The 20,608-nt window shown below is 62.2% G+C and carries 16 protein-coding genes, 1 tRNA gene and 2 pseudogenes; 11 read left to right on the top strand and 8 right to left on the bottom strand.

The features are described from left to right. Position 1 precedes the first annotated feature (1 nt). Both P3T23_RS04760 and adh read right to left on the bottom strand, forming a co-directional pair. Positions 2-397, bottom strand: coding sequence for a DUF779 domain-containing protein (locus P3T23_RS04760; RefSeq protein ID WP_429315035.1), 396 nt, complete (start codon positions 395-397; stop codon positions 2-4). A gap of 60 nt (positions 398-457) precedes the next feature. Beyond that, entirely contained in the window at positions 458-1,978 is a 1,521-nt protein-coding gene (gene adh, locus P3T23_RS04755) for an aldehyde dehydrogenase (protein ID WP_429315034.1), read from the bottom strand. 310 nt (positions 1,979-2,288) lie between these two features. Here adh and P3T23_RS04750 point away from each other — a divergent pair, with 310 nt between their 5' ends. Further along, positions 2,289-3,335: a helix-turn-helix domain-containing protein gene (locus P3T23_RS04750; RefSeq protein WP_429315349.1), complete on the top strand. Its 1,047-nt coding sequence runs from the start codon at positions 2,289-2,291 to the stop codon at positions 3,333-3,335. A gap of 104 nt (positions 3,336-3,439) precedes the next feature. Here the strand turns inward: P3T23_RS04750 and P3T23_RS04745 are convergent. After that, positions 3,440-3,637: pseudogene (locus P3T23_RS04745) on the bottom strand (hypothetical protein); the annotation flags it as partial. 275 nt (positions 3,638-3,912) lie between these two features. Between P3T23_RS04745 and P3T23_RS04740 the strand changes: the two are divergent. The 5 genes from P3T23_RS04740 (at position 3,913) to P3T23_RS04720 (ending at position 8,634) form a co-directional block, all read left to right on the top strand. Further along, the gene (locus P3T23_RS04740; protein ID WP_429315348.1) at positions 3,913-4,098 is read left to right on the top strand and encodes a hypothetical protein; all 186 of its coding nucleotides are present in this window, start codon (positions 3,913-3,915) and stop codon (positions 4,096-4,098) included. A 33-nt stretch (positions 4,099-4,131) separates the two neighbouring features. Beyond that, on the top strand, positions 4,132-5,526 hold the full coding sequence (gene dbpA / locus P3T23_RS04735) for an ATP-dependent RNA helicase DbpA (RefSeq protein ID WP_429315033.1): 1,395 nt from the start codon (positions 4,132-4,134) through the stop codon (positions 5,524-5,526). 279 nt (positions 5,527-5,805) lie between these two features. Continuing rightward, the gene (locus P3T23_RS04730; RefSeq protein ID WP_429315032.1) at positions 5,806-6,960 is read left to right on the top strand and encodes a pyridoxal phosphate-dependent aminotransferase; all 1,155 of its coding nucleotides are present in this window, start codon (positions 5,806-5,808) and stop codon (positions 6,958-6,960) included. A gap of 10 nt (positions 6,961-6,970) precedes the next feature. Beyond that, complete coding sequence (locus P3T23_RS04725) at positions 6,971-7,825, top strand: carbon-nitrogen hydrolase family protein (protein ID WP_429315031.1); 855 nt, start codon at positions 6,971-6,973, stop codon at positions 7,823-7,825. Positions 7,826-7,851: 26 nt separating this feature from the next. Then, positions 7,852-8,634: an ABC transporter substrate-binding protein gene (locus P3T23_RS04720; protein ID WP_429315030.1), complete on the top strand. Its 783-nt coding sequence runs from the start codon at positions 7,852-7,854 to the stop codon at positions 8,632-8,634. An 18-nt stretch (positions 8,635-8,652) separates the two neighbouring features. Here the strand turns inward: P3T23_RS04720 and P3T23_RS04715 are convergent, their stop codons facing one another. After that, positions 8,653-10,020: an FAD-dependent oxidoreductase gene (locus P3T23_RS04715; RefSeq protein ID WP_429315029.1), complete on the bottom strand. Its 1,368-nt coding sequence runs from the start codon at positions 10,018-10,020 to the stop codon at positions 8,653-8,655. Between the two features lie 18 nt (positions 10,021-10,038). Beyond that, the gene (locus P3T23_RS04710; protein ID WP_429315028.1) at positions 10,039-10,686 is read right to left on the bottom strand and encodes a PadR family transcriptional regulator; all 648 of its coding nucleotides are present in this window, start codon (positions 10,684-10,686) and stop codon (positions 10,039-10,041) included. A 233-nt stretch (positions 10,687-10,919) separates the two neighbouring features. On the opposite strand from P3T23_RS04710, the pseudogene P3T23_RS04705 reads away from it, so the two are divergent. Then, positions 10,920-11,258 (top strand): annotated as a pseudogene (locus P3T23_RS04705) (LysR family substrate-binding domain-containing protein); the annotation flags it as partial. A gap of 77 nt (positions 11,259-11,335) precedes the next feature. Here P3T23_RS04705 and P3T23_RS04700 read toward each other — a convergent pair. Continuing rightward, positions 11,336-11,411: transfer RNA gene (locus tag P3T23_RS04700), tRNA-Lys, on the bottom strand. A gap of 218 nt (positions 11,412-11,629) precedes the next feature. On the opposite strand from P3T23_RS04700, the gene P3T23_RS04695 reads away from it, so the two are divergent. Beyond that, positions 11,630-12,034, top strand: a complete 405-nt coding sequence (locus P3T23_RS04695) for a PaaI family thioesterase (RefSeq protein ID WP_429315027.1) — start codon at positions 11,630-11,632, stop codon at positions 12,032-12,034. A 66-nt stretch (positions 12,035-12,100) separates the two neighbouring features. Further along, the gene (locus P3T23_RS04690) at positions 12,101-12,967 is read left to right on the top strand and encodes a patatin-like phospholipase family protein (protein WP_429315026.1); all 867 of its coding nucleotides are present in this window, start codon (positions 12,101-12,103) and stop codon (positions 12,965-12,967) included. A gap of 54 nt (positions 12,968-13,021) precedes the next feature. Here P3T23_RS04690 and P3T23_RS04685 read toward each other — a convergent pair whose 3' ends face one another. Continuing rightward, on the bottom strand, positions 13,022-14,035 hold the full coding sequence (locus P3T23_RS04685; protein ID WP_429315347.1) for a D-2-hydroxyacid dehydrogenase family protein: 1,014 nt from the start codon (positions 14,033-14,035) through the stop codon (positions 13,022-13,024). 345 nt (positions 14,036-14,380) lie between these two features. Between P3T23_RS04685 and P3T23_RS04680 the strand changes: the two genes are divergently transcribed. Then, complete coding sequence (locus tag P3T23_RS04680; protein WP_429315025.1) at positions 14,381-16,237, top strand: phosphoenolpyruvate carboxykinase (GTP); 1,857 nt, start codon at positions 14,381-14,383, stop codon at positions 16,235-16,237. A gap of 348 nt (positions 16,238-16,585) precedes the next feature. Then, complete coding sequence (locus P3T23_RS04675) at positions 16,586-17,680, top strand: LysR family transcriptional regulator (RefSeq protein ID WP_429315024.1); 1,095 nt, start codon at positions 16,586-16,588, stop codon at positions 17,678-17,680. 162 nt (positions 17,681-17,842) lie between these two features. On the opposite strand, the gene P3T23_RS04670 is transcribed toward P3T23_RS04675, so the two are convergent. Beyond that, positions 17,843-20,512, bottom strand: a complete 2,670-nt coding sequence (locus P3T23_RS04670; protein WP_429315023.1) for a DNA topoisomerase III — start codon at positions 20,510-20,512, stop codon at positions 17,843-17,845. Positions 20,513-20,608 lie beyond the last annotated feature (96 nt).

The following is a 20,608-nucleotide window of genomic DNA, read 5'->3' as shown; positions in this document are numbered from 1 at the left end:
CTCAAGCCCCCGCATGTTCAACAGGGTGCTTCTCAAGCCATGCGTTCTCCGCATCCTCGAACAGGCGGGAGCGGGTGAGAAAGCGCATCCCTGTAGGCCGCTCCAGTGAAAACATGCCGCCGGTCCCGGGAACGACATCAATGATCAATTGCGTGTGCTGCCAGTACTCGAACTGCGATTCGCTCATGTAGAACGGCACGCCGGCAATCGTCCCGAGTCGTACGTCTGAGCTGCCGACCATGAACTCCGTCGACGGAAAGCACATCGGCGCGCTGCCGTCGCAACACCCGCCGGATTGATGAAAGATGAGCGCCCCGTGCTGGGCGCCCAGTGACTGAATCAGCGCGACAGCTGCGGGCGTCGCGACCACGCGCGCAACTTCGACTTCGTCTGGCATGATGTTTCCTCGAAAAAAGGGCGGACCGCTTGAAGCGGGCCGCCCAACAGGAGCACTGCTTTAGAAGAAGCCGAGCGGCTTCTCGCTGTAGCTGACGAGGAGGTTCTTCGTTTGCTGGTAGTGGTCGAGCATCATCTTGTGGTTCTCGCGACCGATGCCCGACTGCTTGTAGCCGCCAAACGCCGCGTGCGCCGGATACGCGTGATAGCAGTTGGTCCACACACGCCCGGCCTGGATCTGCCGGCCGAAGCGATAGGCGCGCGTGCCGTCGCGGGTCCAGACGCCGGCACCGAGACCGTAGAGCGTGTCGTTGGCGATCTCCAGCGCTTCTTCCTCGGTCCTGAACGTCGTCACGGAAACGACCGGTCCGAAGATCTCTTCCTGGAAGATGCGCATCTTGTTGTGGCCACGGAACACGGTCGGCTTCACGTAGTAGCCCTTGCTCAGCTCACCGGGGAGCGTGTTGCGCTCCCCGCCGATCAGGCATTCCGCGCCTTCCTGCCGGCCAAGATCGACATACGACAGGATCTTCTCGAGCTGCTCCTGTGAAGCCTGCGCGCCGATCATCGTCTTTGTGTCGAGCGGATGCCCCTGCGTGATGGCGGCAACACGCTTGAGCGCGCGTTCCATGAAGCGGTCGTAGATCTGTTCGTCGATCAGCACGCGTGACGGGCACGTGCACACTTCACCCTGATTCAGCGCGAACATCGCGAAGCCTTCGAGCGCCTTGTCGAAGTAGCTGTCGTCGTGGTCGATCACATCGGCGAAGAAGATGTTCGGGCTCTTGCCGCCGAGTTCGAGCGTCACCGGAATGATGTTCTGGCTCGCGTACTGCATGATCAGCCGGCCGGTCGTCGTTTCACCGGTGAAGGCGATCTTGGCGATGCGCCTGTTCGACGCGAGCGGCTTGCCGGCTTCCAGACCAAAGCCGTTGACGATGTTCAACACGCCCGGCGGCAGCAGGTCATGGATCAACTCCATCAGCACGAGAATCGACGCCGGAGTCTGCTCGGCGGGCTTGAGCACGACGCAGTTGCCGGCGGCCAGCGCGGGCGCGAGCTTCCATACCGCCATCAGGATCGGGAAATTCCACGGAATGATCTGGCCGACCACGCCAAGCGGTTCATGGAAGTGATACGCCACCGTGTCGCCATCGATCTCGGAGATCGAACCTTCCTGCGCACGCACACAGCCCGCGAAGTAGCGGAAGTGATCGATGGCGAGCGGGATGTCGGCGGCCATCGTTTCACGCAGCGGCTTGCCGTTGTCGATGGTTTCAGCGACGGCGATACGCTGCAGGTTCGCTTCCATGCGATCGGCGATGCGGTTCAGGATGTTCGCGCGATCGGTGGTCGAGGTCTTGCCCCAGGCGACCTTCGCACGATGCGCGGCGTCGAGCGCGAGTTCGATATCGGCTTCGCGTGAACGGGGGATCGACGTGAACGGCTCGCCGGTGATCGGCGAGATGTTGTCGAAGTATTCGCCACCGACGGGCGCTACCCATTCGCCGCCGATGAAATTGCCATACTGCTTTTTGTACGGGAATTCGACGTTCAGGAACTGCATCTCTGCATGGTTCATCTGTGTGCTCCTCACATGTGTGTGATGATTTGTCGTCGGCGCTTGAATCGCTGGCCGCGAACCGCATACGCCAGAAGCGTGCCAGTGAGCTTTCCGGCGTGAATCATGCGGGTGCGGCAGGCACCTTCATGGCGCATGCCGCCACGAGTGTTCAAGCTGCTCACAAGGAGCGCGCCGTTTCTGAACAGCGCGCGTTTAACTGTTCAGGACTGGAACAGCACCTGAGCGCGGGCGCTCGCAGACGAGCGTCCAGGCGCACGGCATGGGATTTGCGTTTCAGGTCGCGATTGAGTTTCCAGGCACTTCAGGCATGACGAGTCATCTTCCTGTCGTCGATACTTCATCCGCGCAAACGACGCGCGGCGACAGCACACGCGTGCAGACCTGCGTCGCGCACGATGCCGACGAACAGGCCCGCAACCTGCAAGGCTGGAGCCAGACCTACGATCAACTCACCGCGGGCGCTTTCATCGGCACGCTGACGGAGTTGTCGCTGGATCACATGCATGTTTTCTGCGAGACGACGAGCCACACGCTGCGGCAAAGCTGCGAGGTGCCGTCGGACGCATACTGGTTTGGCGTTCCCGTGCGTCGCGATGTGCCGGGGCGCATCGACGCGAATGTCATCGACGACGGCGCGATTGCCTTCCGTCCGGGGGGCATCGAATTCGAACTGATCACGCCGGCGGGCTATGAGATTTTCGGCGTGGTGGTGACGGGCGAGGTACTTCGCCGGTATGCGGCCGAGGTCGAGCATCCGGAGTTGATCCACCCTCTTCCGGAAACAGAGGTTGTCCAGATCGGTGAGGTGCACAAGGCGCGCCTGTGCGCATCCTTGCGCCAGATCCTCGATGACGGCGCGAACAGCAGGGCGCCGTTGACGGGCTTTGCACGCGACAGTCTGCAGTCGTCGGTGCTGGCTTCGCTGTTCGATCTCTACGCCCAGCCTCACGCGGAAGCGGGCGCAATACCGACGAAGCCGCGTCGGCACTGGATCGTCTCCGAAGCGCGCGAATATGTGTTGGCGAATCGCGAGCGGCCGGTTGGCGTGCCGGAGTTATGCGAGAAACTGCACGTGAGCCGCAGGACGCTGCAATACTGCTTTCAGGACGTGCTCGGCATGGCACCGGCGACCTATCTGCGTACGATCCGCCTGAACGGCGCACGACGCGAACTGTGCGAGGCGGCGCGGTCGGTGCAGGATGTGGCGGCAGCCTGGGGTTTCTGGCATCTGAGCCAGTTCGCGACGGATTACCGCAAGCTTTTCGGCAAGCGTCCCTCGGAGACGTTGAAGGAGTCGATGACCAACCGGCACGCTCTCAGCCCGCTGGAATCCGACCTGCGCGTGACGCACTGACAGATCACCATCGAGTGATTGACGAACGCAGCGCAGCGCGTCGCGTGCGTTGACGCTCGTCATCATCACCAGACTCCGGTTTTCCCACCTGGACCTCAGGCGGCCTATTTCTGGTGCGGCGCGTATTGCAACGATCCTGGCGTAGTCAGCGTTTCGCCCGTCTCGAGGAGCGTCTTGAGACCGGAGAGCACCATCGGCCAGCCGCCGTACAGCTCGGGATTGGCTTCGTCGCGCAACTGATCATGGATGACCGTCAGACGGCACGAATCGGCGATCTGTTCGATTTCCCAGGTGACCCGCGAGGTGCCTGTCTTTCGACGATGGCACTTCGGCCGACGATTTGTGGTCTAGTACGTGCATCGAGCCAGTCGCAGACAAATGAAGAGCGCAACCGCTGCCAGATTTCCGGCAATGCATGGCAAATCCGCGCAAAACCCGCCAAAACCGGTTTCGCGGAAGCGATTCGTGCGAAACTGCCGGGCTTTCAGGATGACGCACCACGAAATCCGCGCGCGGCTTCAGCTTCGCACGCGTGGCGAGGCTCAACAGACAACCGGATCGGGCAGGAGAATCAATGATGTTTACGTGTAGAAACCAGTCGTGCGGCGCGCAGTGGGAACAGTCGGACGTCGTGATCAAAAATGAAGGGCAGGGGCTCCTGTTTCGCTGCCCGATGTGCGGCGCGCGCAATTATGTCGAACGTTTCGATGCGGACGACGGCACGATCGTCTACGAGCAGATCGAAGGCCGTCCGCTCCAGTAATCCATCGAACGCTCACCGACATCGAAAGACACCATGACCAAACCGACCCCCGCCCCATTCAGTCAGCTGCCGCTGCCCCCAGCGATGCTGGCCAACCTCACGCAGCTCGGCTACCTCGAGATGACGCCGATCCAGGCCGCCAGCCTGCCAGTCGCGCTCGCCGGCCAGGATCTGATCGCGCAGGCGAAAACCGGCAGTGGCAAGACCGCCGCGTTCGCGCTGGCGTTGCTGGCGCGCCTCGACGTGCGCAACTTCGCCGTGCAGTCGATGGTGCTGTGCCCGACGCGCGAACTGGCCGATCAGGTGACGCAGGAAATCCGCCGTCTCGCGCGCGCCGAGGAAAACATCAAGGTGCTGACGCTGTGCGGCGGTACGCCGATGCGTCCGCAGACCGCGAGCCTCGAACACGGCGCGCATATCATTGTCGGCACGCCGGGACGGATCATGGATCACCTGGAGCGCGGCAGCCTCGATCTGAAGGCGCTGAACACGCTCGTCCTCGATGAAGCCGATCGCATGCTCGACATGGGTTTCTTCGACGACATCGCGACGGTTGCGCGCCAGTGCCCGAAAGAGCGTCAGACGCTGCTCTTTTCCGCGACGTATCCGGACGGTATCGGCAAGCTCAGCCAGCAGTTCCTGCGCAATCCAAAGGACGTCAAGCTCGAAGAGCGTCACGACGACAGCAAGATCCGCCAGCGCTTCTACGAAGTGACGGAGAACGATCGTCTGCATACCGTCGGTCTTTTGCTGAACCACTTCCGGCCGGTCAGCACCATCGCGTTCTGCAATACGAAACAGCAGTGCCGCGATCTGCTCGACGTGCTGGTCGCGCAGGGCTTTCACGCGCTCGCGCTGCACGGCGAACTCGACCAGCGCGAACGCGATCAGGTGCTGATCCAGTTCGCGAACCGTAGCTGCTCGGTGCTCGTTGCAACCGACGTTGCGGCGCGCGGCCTCGACATCGCGCAGCTGGAAGCCGTGATCAACGTGGACGTCACGCCGGATCCGGAGGTGCATGTGCACCGCATCGGCCGTACCGGACGCGCCGATCAGGACGGCTGGGCACTGAGTCTCGCGAGCATGAACGAGATGGGACGCGTGGGCAGCATCGAGCAGTCGAAGGGCCGCGAAGTCGAATGGCATCCGGTTTCGGAATTGACGGCCGCCAGCAACGAACCCCTTTTGCCGCCGATGGAGACGCTACAGATTCTTGGCGGCCGCAAGGAAAAGATCCGTCCCGGCGATGTGCTCGGCGCACTGACCGGTGAAGCGGGCTTTGCCGGCACGCAGATCGGCAAGATCAACGTGACGGAATTCTCGACCTACGTGGCGGTCGAGCGCGGTATCGCGCGCGATGCGCTGCGCAAGCTCAGCGCCGGCAAGGTGAAGGGCAAGAAGGTGAAAGTCCGCTTGATGGACGAGTGAGGTCTGGCCGGTGCGCCTCGCGCGCGTCGGCTTATCGAAAGCTGTCTGCTGCAACTTGCCTGTCGGGTGCAATCTGACCCCCTCAGTTTCTCAAGCCGCGCAGCGCCTTCTCCGCCCCGCCCCAGCGCACGCGCGACGCCCGGCATGACGTAAACGCATGCTGCGCATGACAAACTTTCGATTGTGGCTGCGTATTGGCTGATGCCTAATCCGCATAACAGGATGGGGCCGTTATCAAAAGAGCGCCCCATCGACATGCAGCCCGATGGAGGAACCCTCATGCAGAGCGCCATGCAAGCACGCTCGAAACTGCCCGACGTGGGCACGACAATCTTCACCGTCATCGGCCAGCTCGCCGCCGAACACGATGCGCTGAACCTGTCGCAAGGCGCGCCGAATTTCGCGCCGGACGCGAAGCTCGTCGACGGCGTGGCAGAAGCCATGCGCGCAGGTCATAACCAGTACGCGCCAATGGCCGGCATCCGCGCATTGCGTGAGGCGCTCGCGAACAAGGTGGAAGCGCTGTACGGCGTGCGCTACGACGCGTCGAGCGAAGTGACCGTGATTGCGAGCGCGAGCGAAGGCCTGTATTCGACGATCAGCGCGCTGGTTCATCCGGGCGATGAGGTGATCTACTTCGAGCCGTCGTTCGACAGCTATGCCCCGATCGTGCGGCTGCAGGGCGCGACCCCGGTGCCGATCAAGCTCTCGCTGACGGACTTCCGTGTGAACTGGGATGAGGTCTCCGCGGCCATCACGCCGAAGACCCGCATGATCATCATCAACACCCCGCACAATCCAACCGCGACGATTTTCAGCGATGCCGACATCGAGCGCCTGAAAGCCGTCACGCGCAATACGGATATCGTGATTCTGTCCGACGAAGTGTACGAACACGTCGTGTTCGACGGCGCGAAGCATCAGAGCATGGCGTGCCACCGCGAACTCGCGGAGCGCAGCGTGATCGTGTCGTCGTTCGGCAAGTCGTATCACGTGACCGGCTGGCGCGTAGGCTACTGCCTCGCCCCCGCCGCGCTGATGGACGAGATCCGCAAGGTCCACCAGTTCATGGTGTTTTCCGCCGATACGCCGATGCAATACGCGTTCGCTGACGCGCTGAAAAACCCGGAAAGCTATCTGGGTCTTTCCGCGTTCTATCAGCAGAAGCGGGACCTGTTGACACACGCATTGCGCGAGTCGCGCTTCGAACTGCTGCCGAGCGAAGGCAGCTTCTTCCTGCTCGCGCGTTTCCGCAGTTTCTCCGACGAAAGCGAAAGCGATTTCGTGCTGCGCCTGATCCGTGACGCGCAGGTCGCGACGATTCCGCTCTCGGCCTTCTATACCGACGGCACAGATTCCGGCCTGATCCGCCTGAGCTTTTCGAAGGACGACGCGACGCTGATCGAAGGCGCGCGCCGGCTGTGCTCGATCTGAGGAGCGCGCGATGACGCAGATGGACAAGACCCTCACCGCCGCCGTCGTGCAGATGAGCAGCACCGACGATGTCGCACGCAATCTGGAAGAGGCGCGTCACTGGGTGACGGAGGCGGCGCGCGCGGGCGCGACGCTCGTGAGCCTGCCGGAATACTTCTGCTGGATCGGCAACGACGAAGCACAACGCGTCGCGCTTGCAGAACCGTTCGGCGACGGGCCGATCCAGCAGGCACTCGCGCAACTGGCGCACGAAACGGGCACGTGGCTGATCGGCGGCACCGTGCCGATCCGGCCGGACCACGGTCCTCAGGTCGGCACGCATGCGTACAACACCGCGTTGCTATTCGACCCCTCGGGCGAGTGCCGCGCCCGTTACGACAAGATCCATCTGTTCAGCTTCAGCCAGGGCACCGAGCAACATGCGGAAGGCGACACGATGGTGGGCGGTGACAGCGTCGGCACGGCGCATGGACCGTTCGGCAATCTGCGCCTGTCGGTCTGCTACGACCTGCGCTTTCCTGAACTGTATCGCGCGGGACCGGCTGCCGATGTCATCGCAGTGCCTGCCGCTTTTACTCACACGACGGGCCTCGCGCACTGGGAACTGCTGCTGCGCGCGCGGGCCGTCGAGAATCAGGCGTATGTGCTGGCATCGGGCCAATGCGGTACACACCCGAATGGCTGGCGCACTTTTGGTCACAGTATGATCGTCGGACCGTGGGGCGAAGTCCTCGCGCGACTCGACGACGAACCCGGCTTCGCCACCGCGACCCTTGGATCGTCGGTGCTGGATGCCGTGCGCGAACGTCTGCCGGTGCTGACGCATAAACGCATTGCGACGCCGTCAGACGTCACAACAAACTAACGCTATCAACGGGAAGGAGATCATCCATGAAGTTGCTCAGGAACCTGCTGGCGCTGGCATGCGCTTTCGCATCGGTGTCGGCCATCGCAGCCGATGCATCGACGCTGCGCTTCGGCCTTGAAGCCCAATATCCGCCGTTCGAATCGAAGGGCGCTAACGGCGAGTTGCAGGGCTTCGATATCGACATCGGCAACGCTGTCTGCGCGAGTGCGCATCTGAAGTGCTCGTGGGTCGAGACGTCGTTCGACGGTTTGATCCCTGCGCTGCAGGGCCGCAAGTTCGACGCGATCAATTCGGCGATGAACGCGACGGAGAAGCGTCGTCAGGCGATCGATTTCACCAACATCATTTACCGCGTGCCGACCCAGCTGATCGCGCACAACGGCAGCGGCCTGCTGCCGACGCCCGAATCGCTGAAGGGCAAGCGCGTAGGCGTGCTGCAGGCTTCGATTCAGGAGACGTTCGCTAAGGCGCATTGGGAACCGGCGGGCGTCACCGTCGTGCCGTATCAGGATCAGAACCAGGTCTATGCCGACCTCGTTGCCGGTCGCCTCGACGCGACGCTCGTGCTTGCGCCGGCAGGACAGACGGGTTTCCTGTCGCGTCCGGACGGCAAGGACTTTGCGTTCGTTGGCCAGCCCGTGCGTGACGACAAGATCCTGGGCAGTGGTATCGCGTTCGGTATCCGCAAGGGTGACGCCGAATTGAAGAAGCAGCTGGATACGGCGATCGCCAGGGTGCAGGCCGATGGCACCGTGAAGACGCTGGCCCAGAAGTACTTCGGCAACATCGACGTCTCGCCGAAGTAACATCTGCTCTAGCGCTCGCTAGTGCCCTTGCGGCGTCTGGTCGATTCCGCGGAACCGGTGTTCCGCGGCGATCATGCGGCGCTTGAGCAGCGGCACGTTGTTCACCACTCGCAGGCCGGTGCGCATCGCGCCGAGCGCCACGCGCCCGACCACCGGCCGATGGATCGGATCGCGTTCGTCGAACTGCTTGCGCGATTCCGCTACCGCGTGGAAGCCGTAACGGCGCATTTCCGCTTCGTACCCGGCGACCGCCTCGTGCAGTGACATCGTCCCCCTGGCGGCATCGTGTACCCGCGACGCAAGCAACGCTGCGTCGCGCAAAGCGGTGTTCGCACCCACGCCGCGTCCTGGCGTCATCAGGTGCACCGCGTCGCCCAGCACGGTCACGTTCGAGGTCGCCCACGGCGCGACGGGTAATGAAGTGCGGATATCGATTGCGAACGCAGTCGCCGGATCGGACGCGCGAATCAACGCGCGCAGGTTCGGATGCCAGCCGTCGGTGATCTCGGTGGCCAGTGCGAGCAGCGCAGGCTGTTCGAGCTTCTTCGGATTCGCCGGCAGATTGCGCAGCGCGCCCCACACGGCCCACATCAGATAGTCGCGGGTGTTGTCGTAGAGAAGACCTGGCCAGCGCGCGATCAATTCGGCGTCGTTGCCGCCGATGCCGTTCTTCTCGTTCGGCTGACGCTTCTCGCCGTTCACACTCCACGGGAATTCCATCACGTGCAGGATCGCTCCGATGCCCTTTGGTGCGTTGACCAGCGTGATGCCGTCCAGCACCTTAGGCGGCAGCAACGCACGCGACGCCTGAGTCATCGGCACTTTGGCGGCCATGCCGACGATGCCGGTATTTTCGAGTCTGGCGTGAGGCAGCAATTGCCGGCGCACTTTCGAGCGTGCGCCATCCGCGCCGATCAGGAGATCGGCCGTGGCGTGCGTGCCGTCGGCGAAATGCGCGGTCACGCGACCGTCCGCGTGCTGTTCGTACGCACTGAACGTTCGGTCGAAATGGACGTGTTCTTCGAGGCCCGTCAACAGCACCTGACGCAACGTCATGCGGCTTACCGACTTCCCGCCGCTCATCGCCTCGCCGTTCAGCGGTACTGAGAGGAGTTCTGTCATTCGCTCGGTCAGGATGTTGAAGTGACCCGGCGTGCGTGCACACGTTGCCAGAAACGTCTCGAACAGCTCCGGCGGCAGGCAAGACTTGAGCGACGCGACACCCCGTTCATCGATGCCGACCCGGTAACCCTGCAGGCCGTCGACCCTCGTGCGGTCGCGCTCGTACACCTCCACGTCGATGCCAGCCTGGCGCAGACCGTGCGCGAGGCACAGCCCGCCCGTTCCAGCGCCGATGATGATGATCTTGAGTGATGAGCGGCGCATGCCTTCGTTCTCCATGTATCAGGTGGGTGGCGCAACCTTGTCGGGATTGCAGGAGGCATCCTCTGCCGGTAGCGCAAAGCGTGCAGCGACTTCGTTGAGCCACGCCTCGCTCCATGTGATGTTCCCCGTCTTCAGATCCGCGACGATGCCACGTACCCACTCGAGTTCGGCCGCGAGCGTCGCGATGATCAATTCCACTTCCAGCAGGAAGAGGCGCGGCACCTGTCGGGCGAGGGCGCCGTCCCGCGCGGCGCGGACGCGCGCCAGTTCCCGTTCAAGCGATCCGATGCGGGTATCGAGCTGCCGGCAGACGTCTTCAGGCGACAGCAGCGGCAGGAAAGCCAGTGCCGCAGGGAAGGCGGGAAACTCGCGGGCGGGCTGCGCGAGCTGTTCGCGCAGCCACAGACGGCTGGTGTCGCGGCCGGCATCGGTGATTTCGTAGACCGTCCGTTCGGGAAACGCGCCATCGCGCCCCGTTTCGCGGACTGCGATCAGGTCGCCGCGCAGCAGGCGATCGATCGTCTGATAGAGGCTGTTGCGCTGCCGGACGTTAATGACCTCGTCATCGCCGCGGGCCTTGATGAGCTGCTGCATGCGGTACGGATGCATTGGCGCTTCGGTGAGCATCGCGAGGATAGCCAGCGCCAGCGGGGAGTGACGGACCATGAGTGTTGGCTAGTACAAATGTATCTAGTCATAATATAACTATAATTTGAAATGTGGCAAGGATGCCGGTGTCGCGAGCGAATCCCGCCTATGTACCCTGTCGCGGTCGATGAGTGCTTCGACGGCATCGAGAGGGGTGGCACGGCCATCGTCGCGTGCGGCATCGGTGTTCTGCCGAATGCGACCGTCTGGAGGCAGTGAAGTCGATTCACCGCCGCGTGACAGACGCGGGTGCCCGTGCGCGTCTGTTGAAGATTGCGCAGCTGGCGTCGGACTCATTTGTGATGGCTTCCGCTGAAGTGGCGCCGACGCCGCGCGCCGCGATCGTCGACCATTGCCAGTTGGGTGGCTTCGAGCCGGATATCCGCTTCGAGGTGCAGTTGCAGCAGACGGTGCTGAGCCTTGTCGATGAAGGCGTCGGAGTCGCGCTGGTGCCGGCGTCGATGCGCAAGGCGCGGCTCGCTGGTGTGGTGTTCCGCCCGTTTGTCGATGCGCCGATGATCGAGGAGGTGCTGGTGTGGTCGCTGGGGAACCGCAATCCTTGTCTTGGGCGGTTTCTGGCGTTGACCTAGGCGTGGGCGGGAATGGGCGTCGGCGGCGGAAAAGAAAAAGGCCGGTCAGCTTTCGCTGACCGGCCTTTCAGATTCTTTGGTGGGGCGTGAGTGACTCGAACACTCGACCTACGGATTAAGAGTCCGCTGCTCTACCAACTGAGCTAACGCCCCCAACAGACTGCGAATTATGCAGAAGTTTTTGAGACTTGCCAAGCCCCTTTCGCAGATTTCTTAAAAGATTCGACATCTCCGCCAGGTAGTAGAAGCGAGAAGCGCCGACGCCCAGCCCTTCGACGTATACCCGAAACGCACCCTCCACGCGCTCCCGGTATCATGACGCCACAACACGTCGCGCATCGCATCGCGCGGCCCGAACTTGGGGGCAAACGATGGACGACAACGCAATTCGCGAACTTCTCGACCGCGTGCTCGCGCCATGGGTTCGCTCGCTCACGCTCACACCAGTAAAAGTCGACGAAGCGAGCGCAACACTGCGCCTGCCGTTCTCTGGCGAGCTGCGTCACTCGGGCGGTGTCATTTGCGGCCAGGTCTTCATGGCGGCCGCCGATACGGCGATGGTCGTCGCCATTTGCGCCGCCCTTGGCGGCTTCAAGCCGATGACCACCGTGTCGCTCAACATCAGTTTCATGCGCGCCGTCCGCAAGGGAGATGTGCTGATCACGGCGCGTGTGCTGCGCCTCGGGCGCAATCTTGTCTTTGGTGAAGTCGAGCTGTTCGACGATGACGGCCGGATGGCCGTCCACGCCACCACCACCTACGCGCTGCTCGACTGACGACAGCCACCGCGCACTTTGCCGCCGGGCGCGTCCGGCGTGCCGCATCCGAAGGAAACAGCAACAATGTTCGATCAGGTCGTATTCGCAGGCGGCGGCAATCGCTGCTGGTGGCAGGCGGGCTTCTGGGATGTCATCCAGCCGGAGCTGGACATCCGGCCGCGCGTCATCGCAGGCATATCGGCGGGCGCCGCAACCGCGTGCATGCTCTACACGCGTGATTCCGACTGGGTGATGCGCTACTACGAGAACGCGCTACGCGCGAACACGAAAAACGCCTACTGGGGCAACCTGTTGCGCGGCCAGTCGGTGTTTCCGCACTATCGGATCTACCGTCAGGCGCTCCTCGATATCTACGGCGAAAAGTTCTCGAAGCTCTCGCACGCGCCGGAGATCCGCGTCGGCGTTTCGCATCTGCCGCGCTGGCTGGGTGCGCGCAGTGCGGTTGCGGCGGGCCTGATCGCGTACAACATCGAGAAATACGTCCGCAAGACGCTGCACCCGACGCTCGGTCAGACACTCGGTTTCCATCCGGAATTCGTCCGTGCGCAGGATTGTTCGACTGTCGAGGAGCTCGCCGACCTGATTCTGCAATCGTCGAGCACCCCGCCTTTCACACCGGTTTTGCGCCGCAATGGCCGGCCGGTGCTCGATGGCGGGATGGTCGACAATGTGCCGGTCGGTGCGCTCGACGAAACGCCTGGCACGGTGCTCGTGATGGTCACGCGGCTCTACCCGCGGCCGCAGATGTTCGTCGTGCCGCACGGGACGCAACAGCGTCTCTATGTTCAACCGTCCCGCAAGGTGCCGATCTCGAGCTGGGACTACACGAGCCCGTCGCAGATGCAGCATGCCTACAACCTCGGACGCGCAGACGCCGAGCAATTCCTGCAGCGCATGCCGGACGTGCTGGTGGCTGCAGCACACGATTGACGCGGGCGCACGTACACACCCACGCGCCGCGCGACAAGGATTCGGCGATGATCTCTAGCGCCGCCGTCCGCCCTGCATGGCTTCCGGGTTCGCGACGCTGGACATGTCGCCGTTGTCGAACGCGAGGATGTTCCTGAACGCCGCGCCGAAATACAGCTCGTAGCTTTCGCGCTCCACATAGCCGATGTGCGGCGTGCAGATCACGTTCTCCATGCGCAACAGGCTGTATCCCTGGAGGATCGGCTCGCTTTCGTACACGTCGATGGCGACCATGCCAGGCCGGTTGTGCGACAGCGCGCCCATCAGCGCGTTTTCTTCCAGCAGTTCCGCCCGGCTCGTGTTGACGAACAACGCAGTGGGTTTCATGCGCATCAGATCTTCCTGCGTGACGATGCCACGCGTATCGTCGTGCAGGCGCAGATGCAGCGACAGCACGTCGCTTTGCTCGAAAAGCGCTTCGCGGCTTTCCGCAACGCCATAACCGTCCGCCTTTGCCGCTTCCCGCGAATGTTCGCGGCCCCAGACCATTACATTCATGCCGAATGCCTTGCCATAACCGGCGACCAGGCGGCCGATCTTGCCATAGCCCCAGATGCCCAGCGTCTGGCCGCGCAGCACGGTGCCCAGACCGAAGTTCGGCGGCAGCGCCGACGTCTTCAGCCCCGACTGCTGCCAGGCCCCTTGCTTAAGGTTTGCCACGTATTGCGGAATGCGTCGTTGCGCGGCCATGATGAGGGCCCACGTCAGTTCGGCGGGCGCGATCGGCGAGCCGGTGCCTTCCAGCACGGCAATGCCGCGCTCGGTACACGCCGCCATTTCGATGTGGCTCGACGCTTTGCCGGTCTGGCTGATCATGCGCAGATGCGGCAGCTTGTCGAGGAGTTGGGAGCTGATGCGGGTGCGTTCGCGAATCAGGACAAGAGCATCGACTTCGGAAAGGCGGCTTGCCAGTTGCCCGAGACCGCGGACGGTATTGTTGAAAACCTTGACCTCATGGTCGGCCAGCATCTGGAAACAATCGAGTTTGCGAACGGCGTCCTGGTAATCGTCGAGGATGGCAATCTTCATGGCTTTTGTGTTTTGCGGCGCACGTGTCGGTGCGGAACGGAGTGATAAGCTTAAAGTCCCAACATGTGAATGAACGTCCATGCTGGTTTGGTTGGATGCCCTGCAAAACAAGGGGCCAGAACGGCCCCGCGAACTGCAGACAAGATTTACCTCGTTTTTAACAGTTTGTTGCCAATCGATGCAAGCCGCTTTACAGACGGTTTCGAACAGCAAGCTGGTTGGCCCGCGACGACATGCACAATCGGGCGCGCCGCGAAGGTGGCACGCGAGGATTGGACGCCTCTCGCAAGCAGCGTCGATGGGCTGGTACCGTTTTTCTTTCAATAACACGACGGAGACAGCTCGATGAATCATCCAGCATTTACGGGTAACCCGGCCGTAGAGGCGCCGGCCTGGGTCAAACACCGAAAATTGATCGAATGGGTTCAGCGCGTCGCTGCACTGACGAAGCCGGAGCGCGTCGTGTGGTGCGACGGCTCGCAAGAGGAGTACGACCAGCTGTGCGCGCAGATGGTCGAAGCGGGCACGCTGAAAAAGCTCAATCCGGCGAAGCGGCCGAATTCGTACCTGGCCTGCTCGGATCCATCGGACGTCGCACGGGTCGAGGACCGCACCTTCATCTGCTCGGAGCGCCGCGAAGATGCTGGCCCGACCAACAACTGGATCGCGCCGGCCGAGATGCGCTCGACGCTCGACGGTCTCTTTGAAGGCGCGATGCGTGGCCGCACGATGTACGTCGTGCCGTTCTCGATGGGCCCGCTGGGCTCGCCGATCGCGCATATCGGCGTCGAGCTGAGCGACAGCCCGTACGTGGTGACTAACATGCGCATCATGACCCGTATGGGTCGCAAGGTGTACGACGTGCTGGGTGAGGATGGTGAGTTTGTGCCGTGCGTGCACTCGGTCGGGGCGCCCCTCGCCGCCGGCGCGAAGGACGTGCCGTGGCCGTGCAACAGCACCAAATATATCGTCCATTTTCCTGAGGCGCGCGAGATCTGGAGCTACGGCTCGGGCTATGGCGGCAACGCGCTGCTTGGCAAGAAGTGCTTTGCGCTGCGCATCGCGTCGACGATGGGCCGCGATGAAGGCTGGCTTGCCGAGCACATGCTGATTCTCGGCGTGACGTCGCCGGAAGGGCGCAAGTATCACGTTGCGGCGGCGTTCCCGTCGGCCTGCGGCAAGACCAACTTCGCGATGTTGATTCCGCCGGAAGGAATGAGCGGCTGGAGCATCTCGACGATCGGCGATGACATCGCGTGGATCAAGCCGGGCAAGGACGGGCGCCTGTACGCGATCAACCCGGAAGCCGGCTACTTTGGCGTCGCGCCGGGTACGAGCGAGAAGACGAACTTCAACGCGATGGCGACACTGAAGAAAAACGTGATTTTCACGAACGTTGCGCTGACCGACGATGGGGATGTCTGGTGGGAAGGCATGACCGACGAGCCGCCGGCACACCTGATCGACTGGCAGGGCAAGGACTGGACGCCCGCCATCGCAAAGGAAAGCGGCCGTAAGGCGGCGCACCCGAATGCGCGTTTCACGGCACCGGCATCGCAATGCCCGTCGATCGACGCCGATTGGGAGAATCCGGCCGGCGTGCCGATCGACGCATTCATCTTCGGTGGCCGCCGCTCGACGACCGTGCCACTCGTCACCGAGGCGCGCAACTGGGTCGAAGGTGTGTACATGGCCGCGACTATGGGTTCGGAGACAACGGCTGCCGCAGCGGGCCAGCAGGGCGTCGTGCGACGCGACCCGTTTGCGATGCTGCCGTTCTGCGGCTACAACATGAGCGACTATTTCGGCCACTGGCTCAAGGTGGGCGAGCGGCTCGGGCAACTGAACGCGAAGCTGCCGAAGATTTTCTGCGTGAACTGGTTCCGCAAGGGCGCGGATGGCAAGTTCGCGTGGCCGGGCTTCGGCGAGAACATGCGCGTGCTGCGCTGGATGGTCGGGCGCATCGAAGGTTCGGCGCAAGGGGATGAGCATGCATTCGGTGTGTCGCCCGGGTATGACGATATCGACTGGCGCGGTCTGAATTTCAGCCGCGAGCAGTTCGAAGAAGTCATCTCGGTTGACGACGCGGCATGGCGTGATGAACTCGCCCTGCATGCGGAACTCTTTGACACGCTGCAGCACGGGTTGCCGCAGGCGCTGGGCGAGACACGCGCGACTCTGGAAGAACGCCTCGCCGCCTGATGACGTGAGTACTCGCTTCGTAAAAAGACCGCCGGAAGGCGGTCTTTTTACGTTTACGCAGCATTTCCGGACTGGTTTGGCCCCCTTCTCCTGGCACTGCGATAGGCAGAGGTTATCTTTCTCTGTTTCCTGCTCGTAGACAGTCGTAGCTGCGGTGCAGCATATTGTTTCCTTATGCGGAACAATAGCTGAGCGTCACTTACGCTGAAAGGCACAGTCGCACAATTTTTATGAAAATGGGGCGTTTCAAGGCAACTTCTGCACGATCTTCAGAGTCGGAGGAGAATTCGCAGTTCGCTTCGCCTCTTACTGGGTAGATAGAAGCTGTAACACGGCAGGAGTTGTCTTATGGATCATTTGCAGTCGATGCGAGTTTTCGTCCGGGTGGCGGATCTCGGTAGTTTTGCCCGCGCAGCCAGCGCGATGGATATCTCCAATGCAGTCGCAACCCGGCACGTTGCCGACCTCGAGGGTCGCCTCGGCACGCGACTGCTCAACCGTACAACCCGCAGCCTGTCTCTGACTGAATCGGGTCAGGTCTACCTGGAACGCGCCCGCCAGATTCTCGACGAGCTGGAAGACGTCGAGCAGATGGTGGTGGCGCGAAATCACGAGCCTGTCGGCACGCTGCGTATCGTAGCGCCAGTCGTATTCGGTCTGCACAACCTGGCGCCCGTGCTGCAGACGTACGCCGAGCGCTATCCGAAGGTCGTGCCGGACGTGACGCTCGTCGACCGGCAGGTCGACCTCGTCGAGGAAGGCTTCGACGTCGGCGTCGTGATCGCGCGGCACATGCGCAGCGCGAGCATTGTCACGCGGCGCCTGACAACCGGTTGCATGACGGTCTGCGCGACCCCCGCCTATCTCGAGAAGCACGGCACGCCGACGCGTCCTGAGCAACTGCTGGAGCATCCCTGCCTGAGTCTGCCGTCCGAATACTGGGGCGATGAACGGGTCTTCACGGGGCCAGACGGCGAGGTGCGTGTGCGTCCGACGAACGTGATCGTCGCGAACAATACGGAAATGCTGCGCCAGTTCGCGCTGCTCGGTATGGGCATCGCGATCCTGCCAAGCTATCTGATTGGACGTGATACGACGCGCGGCAAGCTTGTGCGCCTTCTCGGCGATTACCGGCTGCCGCAGGTCGAGATCAATATCGCCTACCCGAGCCGTCGCCATCTGCCGGCGAAGGTGCGTACGTTCATCGATCACCTCGTCGAGCATTTCAGCCAGACGCCGAATAGCAAACTGGGCGAACAGTGGATCAAGGACGGTCTGGTCCAGCCTTCTGCGCTCGCCATCGCACCGTCGTCGGAGTCGATGGCGCCGGAAGCGTTTGACGGTGCCGAGCCGCGGTCGAGCCTGCTCGATAGCGAACTGCCAGCGCCCAAGCCACCCAAGACAGCGGTGCGACCCAGGCCGACGGCTCTGTCGCCGCTGTAACGCCCGGGCGGGAAGCGCCAGGCGCTGCCGTGCACGTTGTGCGGCCTGCACGCCTGTCGATGGTGGCAAAGTGAAAGTGGGCGCAAAGAAAAAGGCGCAGCCGTGAGTCCCACGGCTGCGCCTTTTTTATCACCTGCCAGGAGCGAGGACCGGTAACGTGTATTACGAACCAGTCTTGCGCACGGCCGCTTTCTTCGCCGGAGCCTTCCTGGCCGCAGCGGTTTTGGTTGCGGTCGTTTTACTTGCAGCGGTTTTCGCCGCCGCCTTTTTGGCTGGAGCGGTCTTCGCCGTTGCGCCGACTTCTTCCGTTTCCAGTTCGACCTTGGTTTTCCCCGCTGTTTTGGCTGCGGTCTTCGCAGCGGTTTTCGCCGACGGCTCCTTCTTCTCGAATTCGAAACCGATCTTGCCGTCGCTCTGCTTGACGAGGAACGCCTTGAAGTTGCGGCCGGTGCGCGACGACTTGAAGTTCGTCAACAGATCCGTACGTCCTTCTTCCAACAGCTTCGCCATCTGATCGCGACCAATTTCCTGTTGCAGGATCACTTTGCCCGAGCGGAAGTCGCACGTCTTCGGATTGGCCACTGAGTTCTCGCAAACGTAACTCATGCCGTGCTCGAATACGCGCCCTTTGCACTTCGGGCATGCACCAACCGGTTCCTGCTCGGAGAAGTCAGGCGGTTCGCCGTCTTCGCCACCCTGATCCTGACCGAAGTCGAATTCGAGCTTGTAGTTCTTCGTCTCGTCGTCGAAAGCAAGTTTAAGGATCGCTGAGAACGGCCGGCCCATCTTGCTGCGGAAACCCGACAGCGGACCGATCGTCTTGTTTTGCAGCAACTCTTCAACTTCCGCGATTTCGAACTGGCGGCCGCCCGGAATCTTCGAGATCGAGAACTCGCACTTCGAACATGCAAAGCGCCGATAGTTTTCCTTCACCTGGCCGCCGCAGTTGGGGCAAGGCGTTTCGAGCGTTGCGTAATCGCCTGGGATCGTGTCGGAGTCGTATTCCTTCGCGCGCTTGACGATGGTCTGCGTCATGCGAGCGATTTCCTGCATGAAAGCGTCGCGCTTGAGGTGGCCGCGCTCCATCTGTGCCAGCTTGTGCTCCCATTCGCCCGTGAGTTCGGGGGCCGTAAGTTCCTCGACGCCGAGTCCGCGCAGCAGCGTCGTCAGCTGGAATGCCTTGGCGGTCGGAATCAGATCGCGCCCTTCGCGGATCAGGTACTTTTCGCCAAGAAGCCCTTCGATAATGGCGGCGCGCGTGGCTGGCGTGCCCAGACCCTTGGCTGCCATCGCCTCGCGCAACTCGTCGTCTTCGACCAGCTTGCCTGCGCCTTCCATCGCCGACAGTAAAGTCGCTTCGTTGTAGCGTGCGGGCGGTTTGGTCACCAGTTGCTGGGCGGCGATCTTGTCGGTCTTGACCTTTTCGTCTTTCTGAACCGGTACGAGGTTCGCGTCTTCACCGCTAATCTCGCGGCCGTAGACCTGCAGCCAGCCCGGTTCAACCAGTACCTTGCCCTCGGTCTTGAAGTGATGGCCGACCACTTCCGTGATCCGCGTCGTCACTTTGTATTCGGCGGCCGGGAAGAACACGGCGAGGAAGCGCTTCACGACCAGGTCATACAGCTTCTGCTCGGGCTCGGACAGCGACTTCGGCGCCTGTAGCGTCGGGATGATTGCGAAGTGGTCGCTGATCTTCGAATTGTCGAAGATGCGCTTGTTCGGCTTCACCCAGCCCTTGTCGAGCACCTGCTTCGCGAACGGCAGGTAATTGTTGCTCTCCTTCAGCATGTCGAGCGTGCTCTTCACCGTCTCGATATAGTCTTCCGGCAGGGCGCGGGCGTCGGTACGCGGATACGTAAGCACCTTGTGCTTTTCATACAGCGCCTGGGCGAGCCCGAGCGTATTTTTCGCCGAAAAGCCGAAGCGGCCGTTGGCCTCGCGCTGCAGGCTCGTCAGGTCGAACAGCGCCGGGGACAGCTGTGTGGACGGCTTCGATTCTTCCGACACCCTGCCGATCTGGCCGCGACAGGCGGCGACAATCGTTTCGGCGGCCGGCAGGCTCCAGAGGCGCGAATCGCGTTTCTCCGGATCGAACTCGTCGCGCTTGAACTTCGGGTCGAACCAGCGGCCTTCGTAGAAGCCGCTCGCGCAGACGAACTCTGCTTTCACTTCCCAGTAGTCGCGCGGCACGAACCGGCGAATCTTTTCTTCGCGCTCAACGACGATCGACAGCGTCGGCGTCTGCACCCGCCCGACAGTGGTCAGGAAGAAGCCGCCGCCCTTGCTATTGAAGGCTGTCATCGCTCGCGTGCCGTTGATGCCGACCAGCCAGTCGGCCTCGGAACGGCAGCGCGCGGCGTCGGCGAGCGGCTGCATTTCCTCGTCGCTACGCAGACGGGCAAACCCTTCGCGGATCGCGGCGGGCGTCATCGACTGCAGCCAGAGGCGCTGGACCGGCTGTTTGGCTTTCGCGTGCTGTGCAATCAAACGGAAAATCAGCTCGCCCTCGCGCCCCGCGTCACATGCGTTAATCAGGCGGTCGATGTCTTTGCGCTTTAGCAGCTTTGTGAGCACCTTGAGCCGCGATTCGCTTTTTGCGATCGGGTTCAGGTCGAAATGTGGGGGGATGACGGGCAGATTGGCGAAACTCCATTTGCCGCGCTTGACCTCGTATTCTTCGGGCGCTGCGATTTCGAGCAGGTGGCCGACCGCCGACGAAAGGACGTACGCGTCGCTTTCGTAGTATTCGTCATGCTTGGTAAACCCGCCCAAAGCCCGCGCGATGTCGTTCGCGACGGAAGGCTTTTCGGCGATGATCAATGCTTTGGACATGACTGGATGTGGGTATGTGGATCCGGGTTTATGACCCTTTAACGACCGCTTTATAGCACACAGCGCGGAAACGTCGACTCGTGTGCGTAAAAAAGC

This window comes from Paraburkholderia sp. GAS448, assembly GCF_050435685.1.
Lineage (GTDB): Bacteria > Pseudomonadota > Gammaproteobacteria > Burkholderiales > Burkholderiaceae > Paraburkholderia.
The sequence above is the reverse complement of the archived record's forward strand: the minus strand, read 5'-3'. Positions and strand labels throughout refer to the sequence as shown.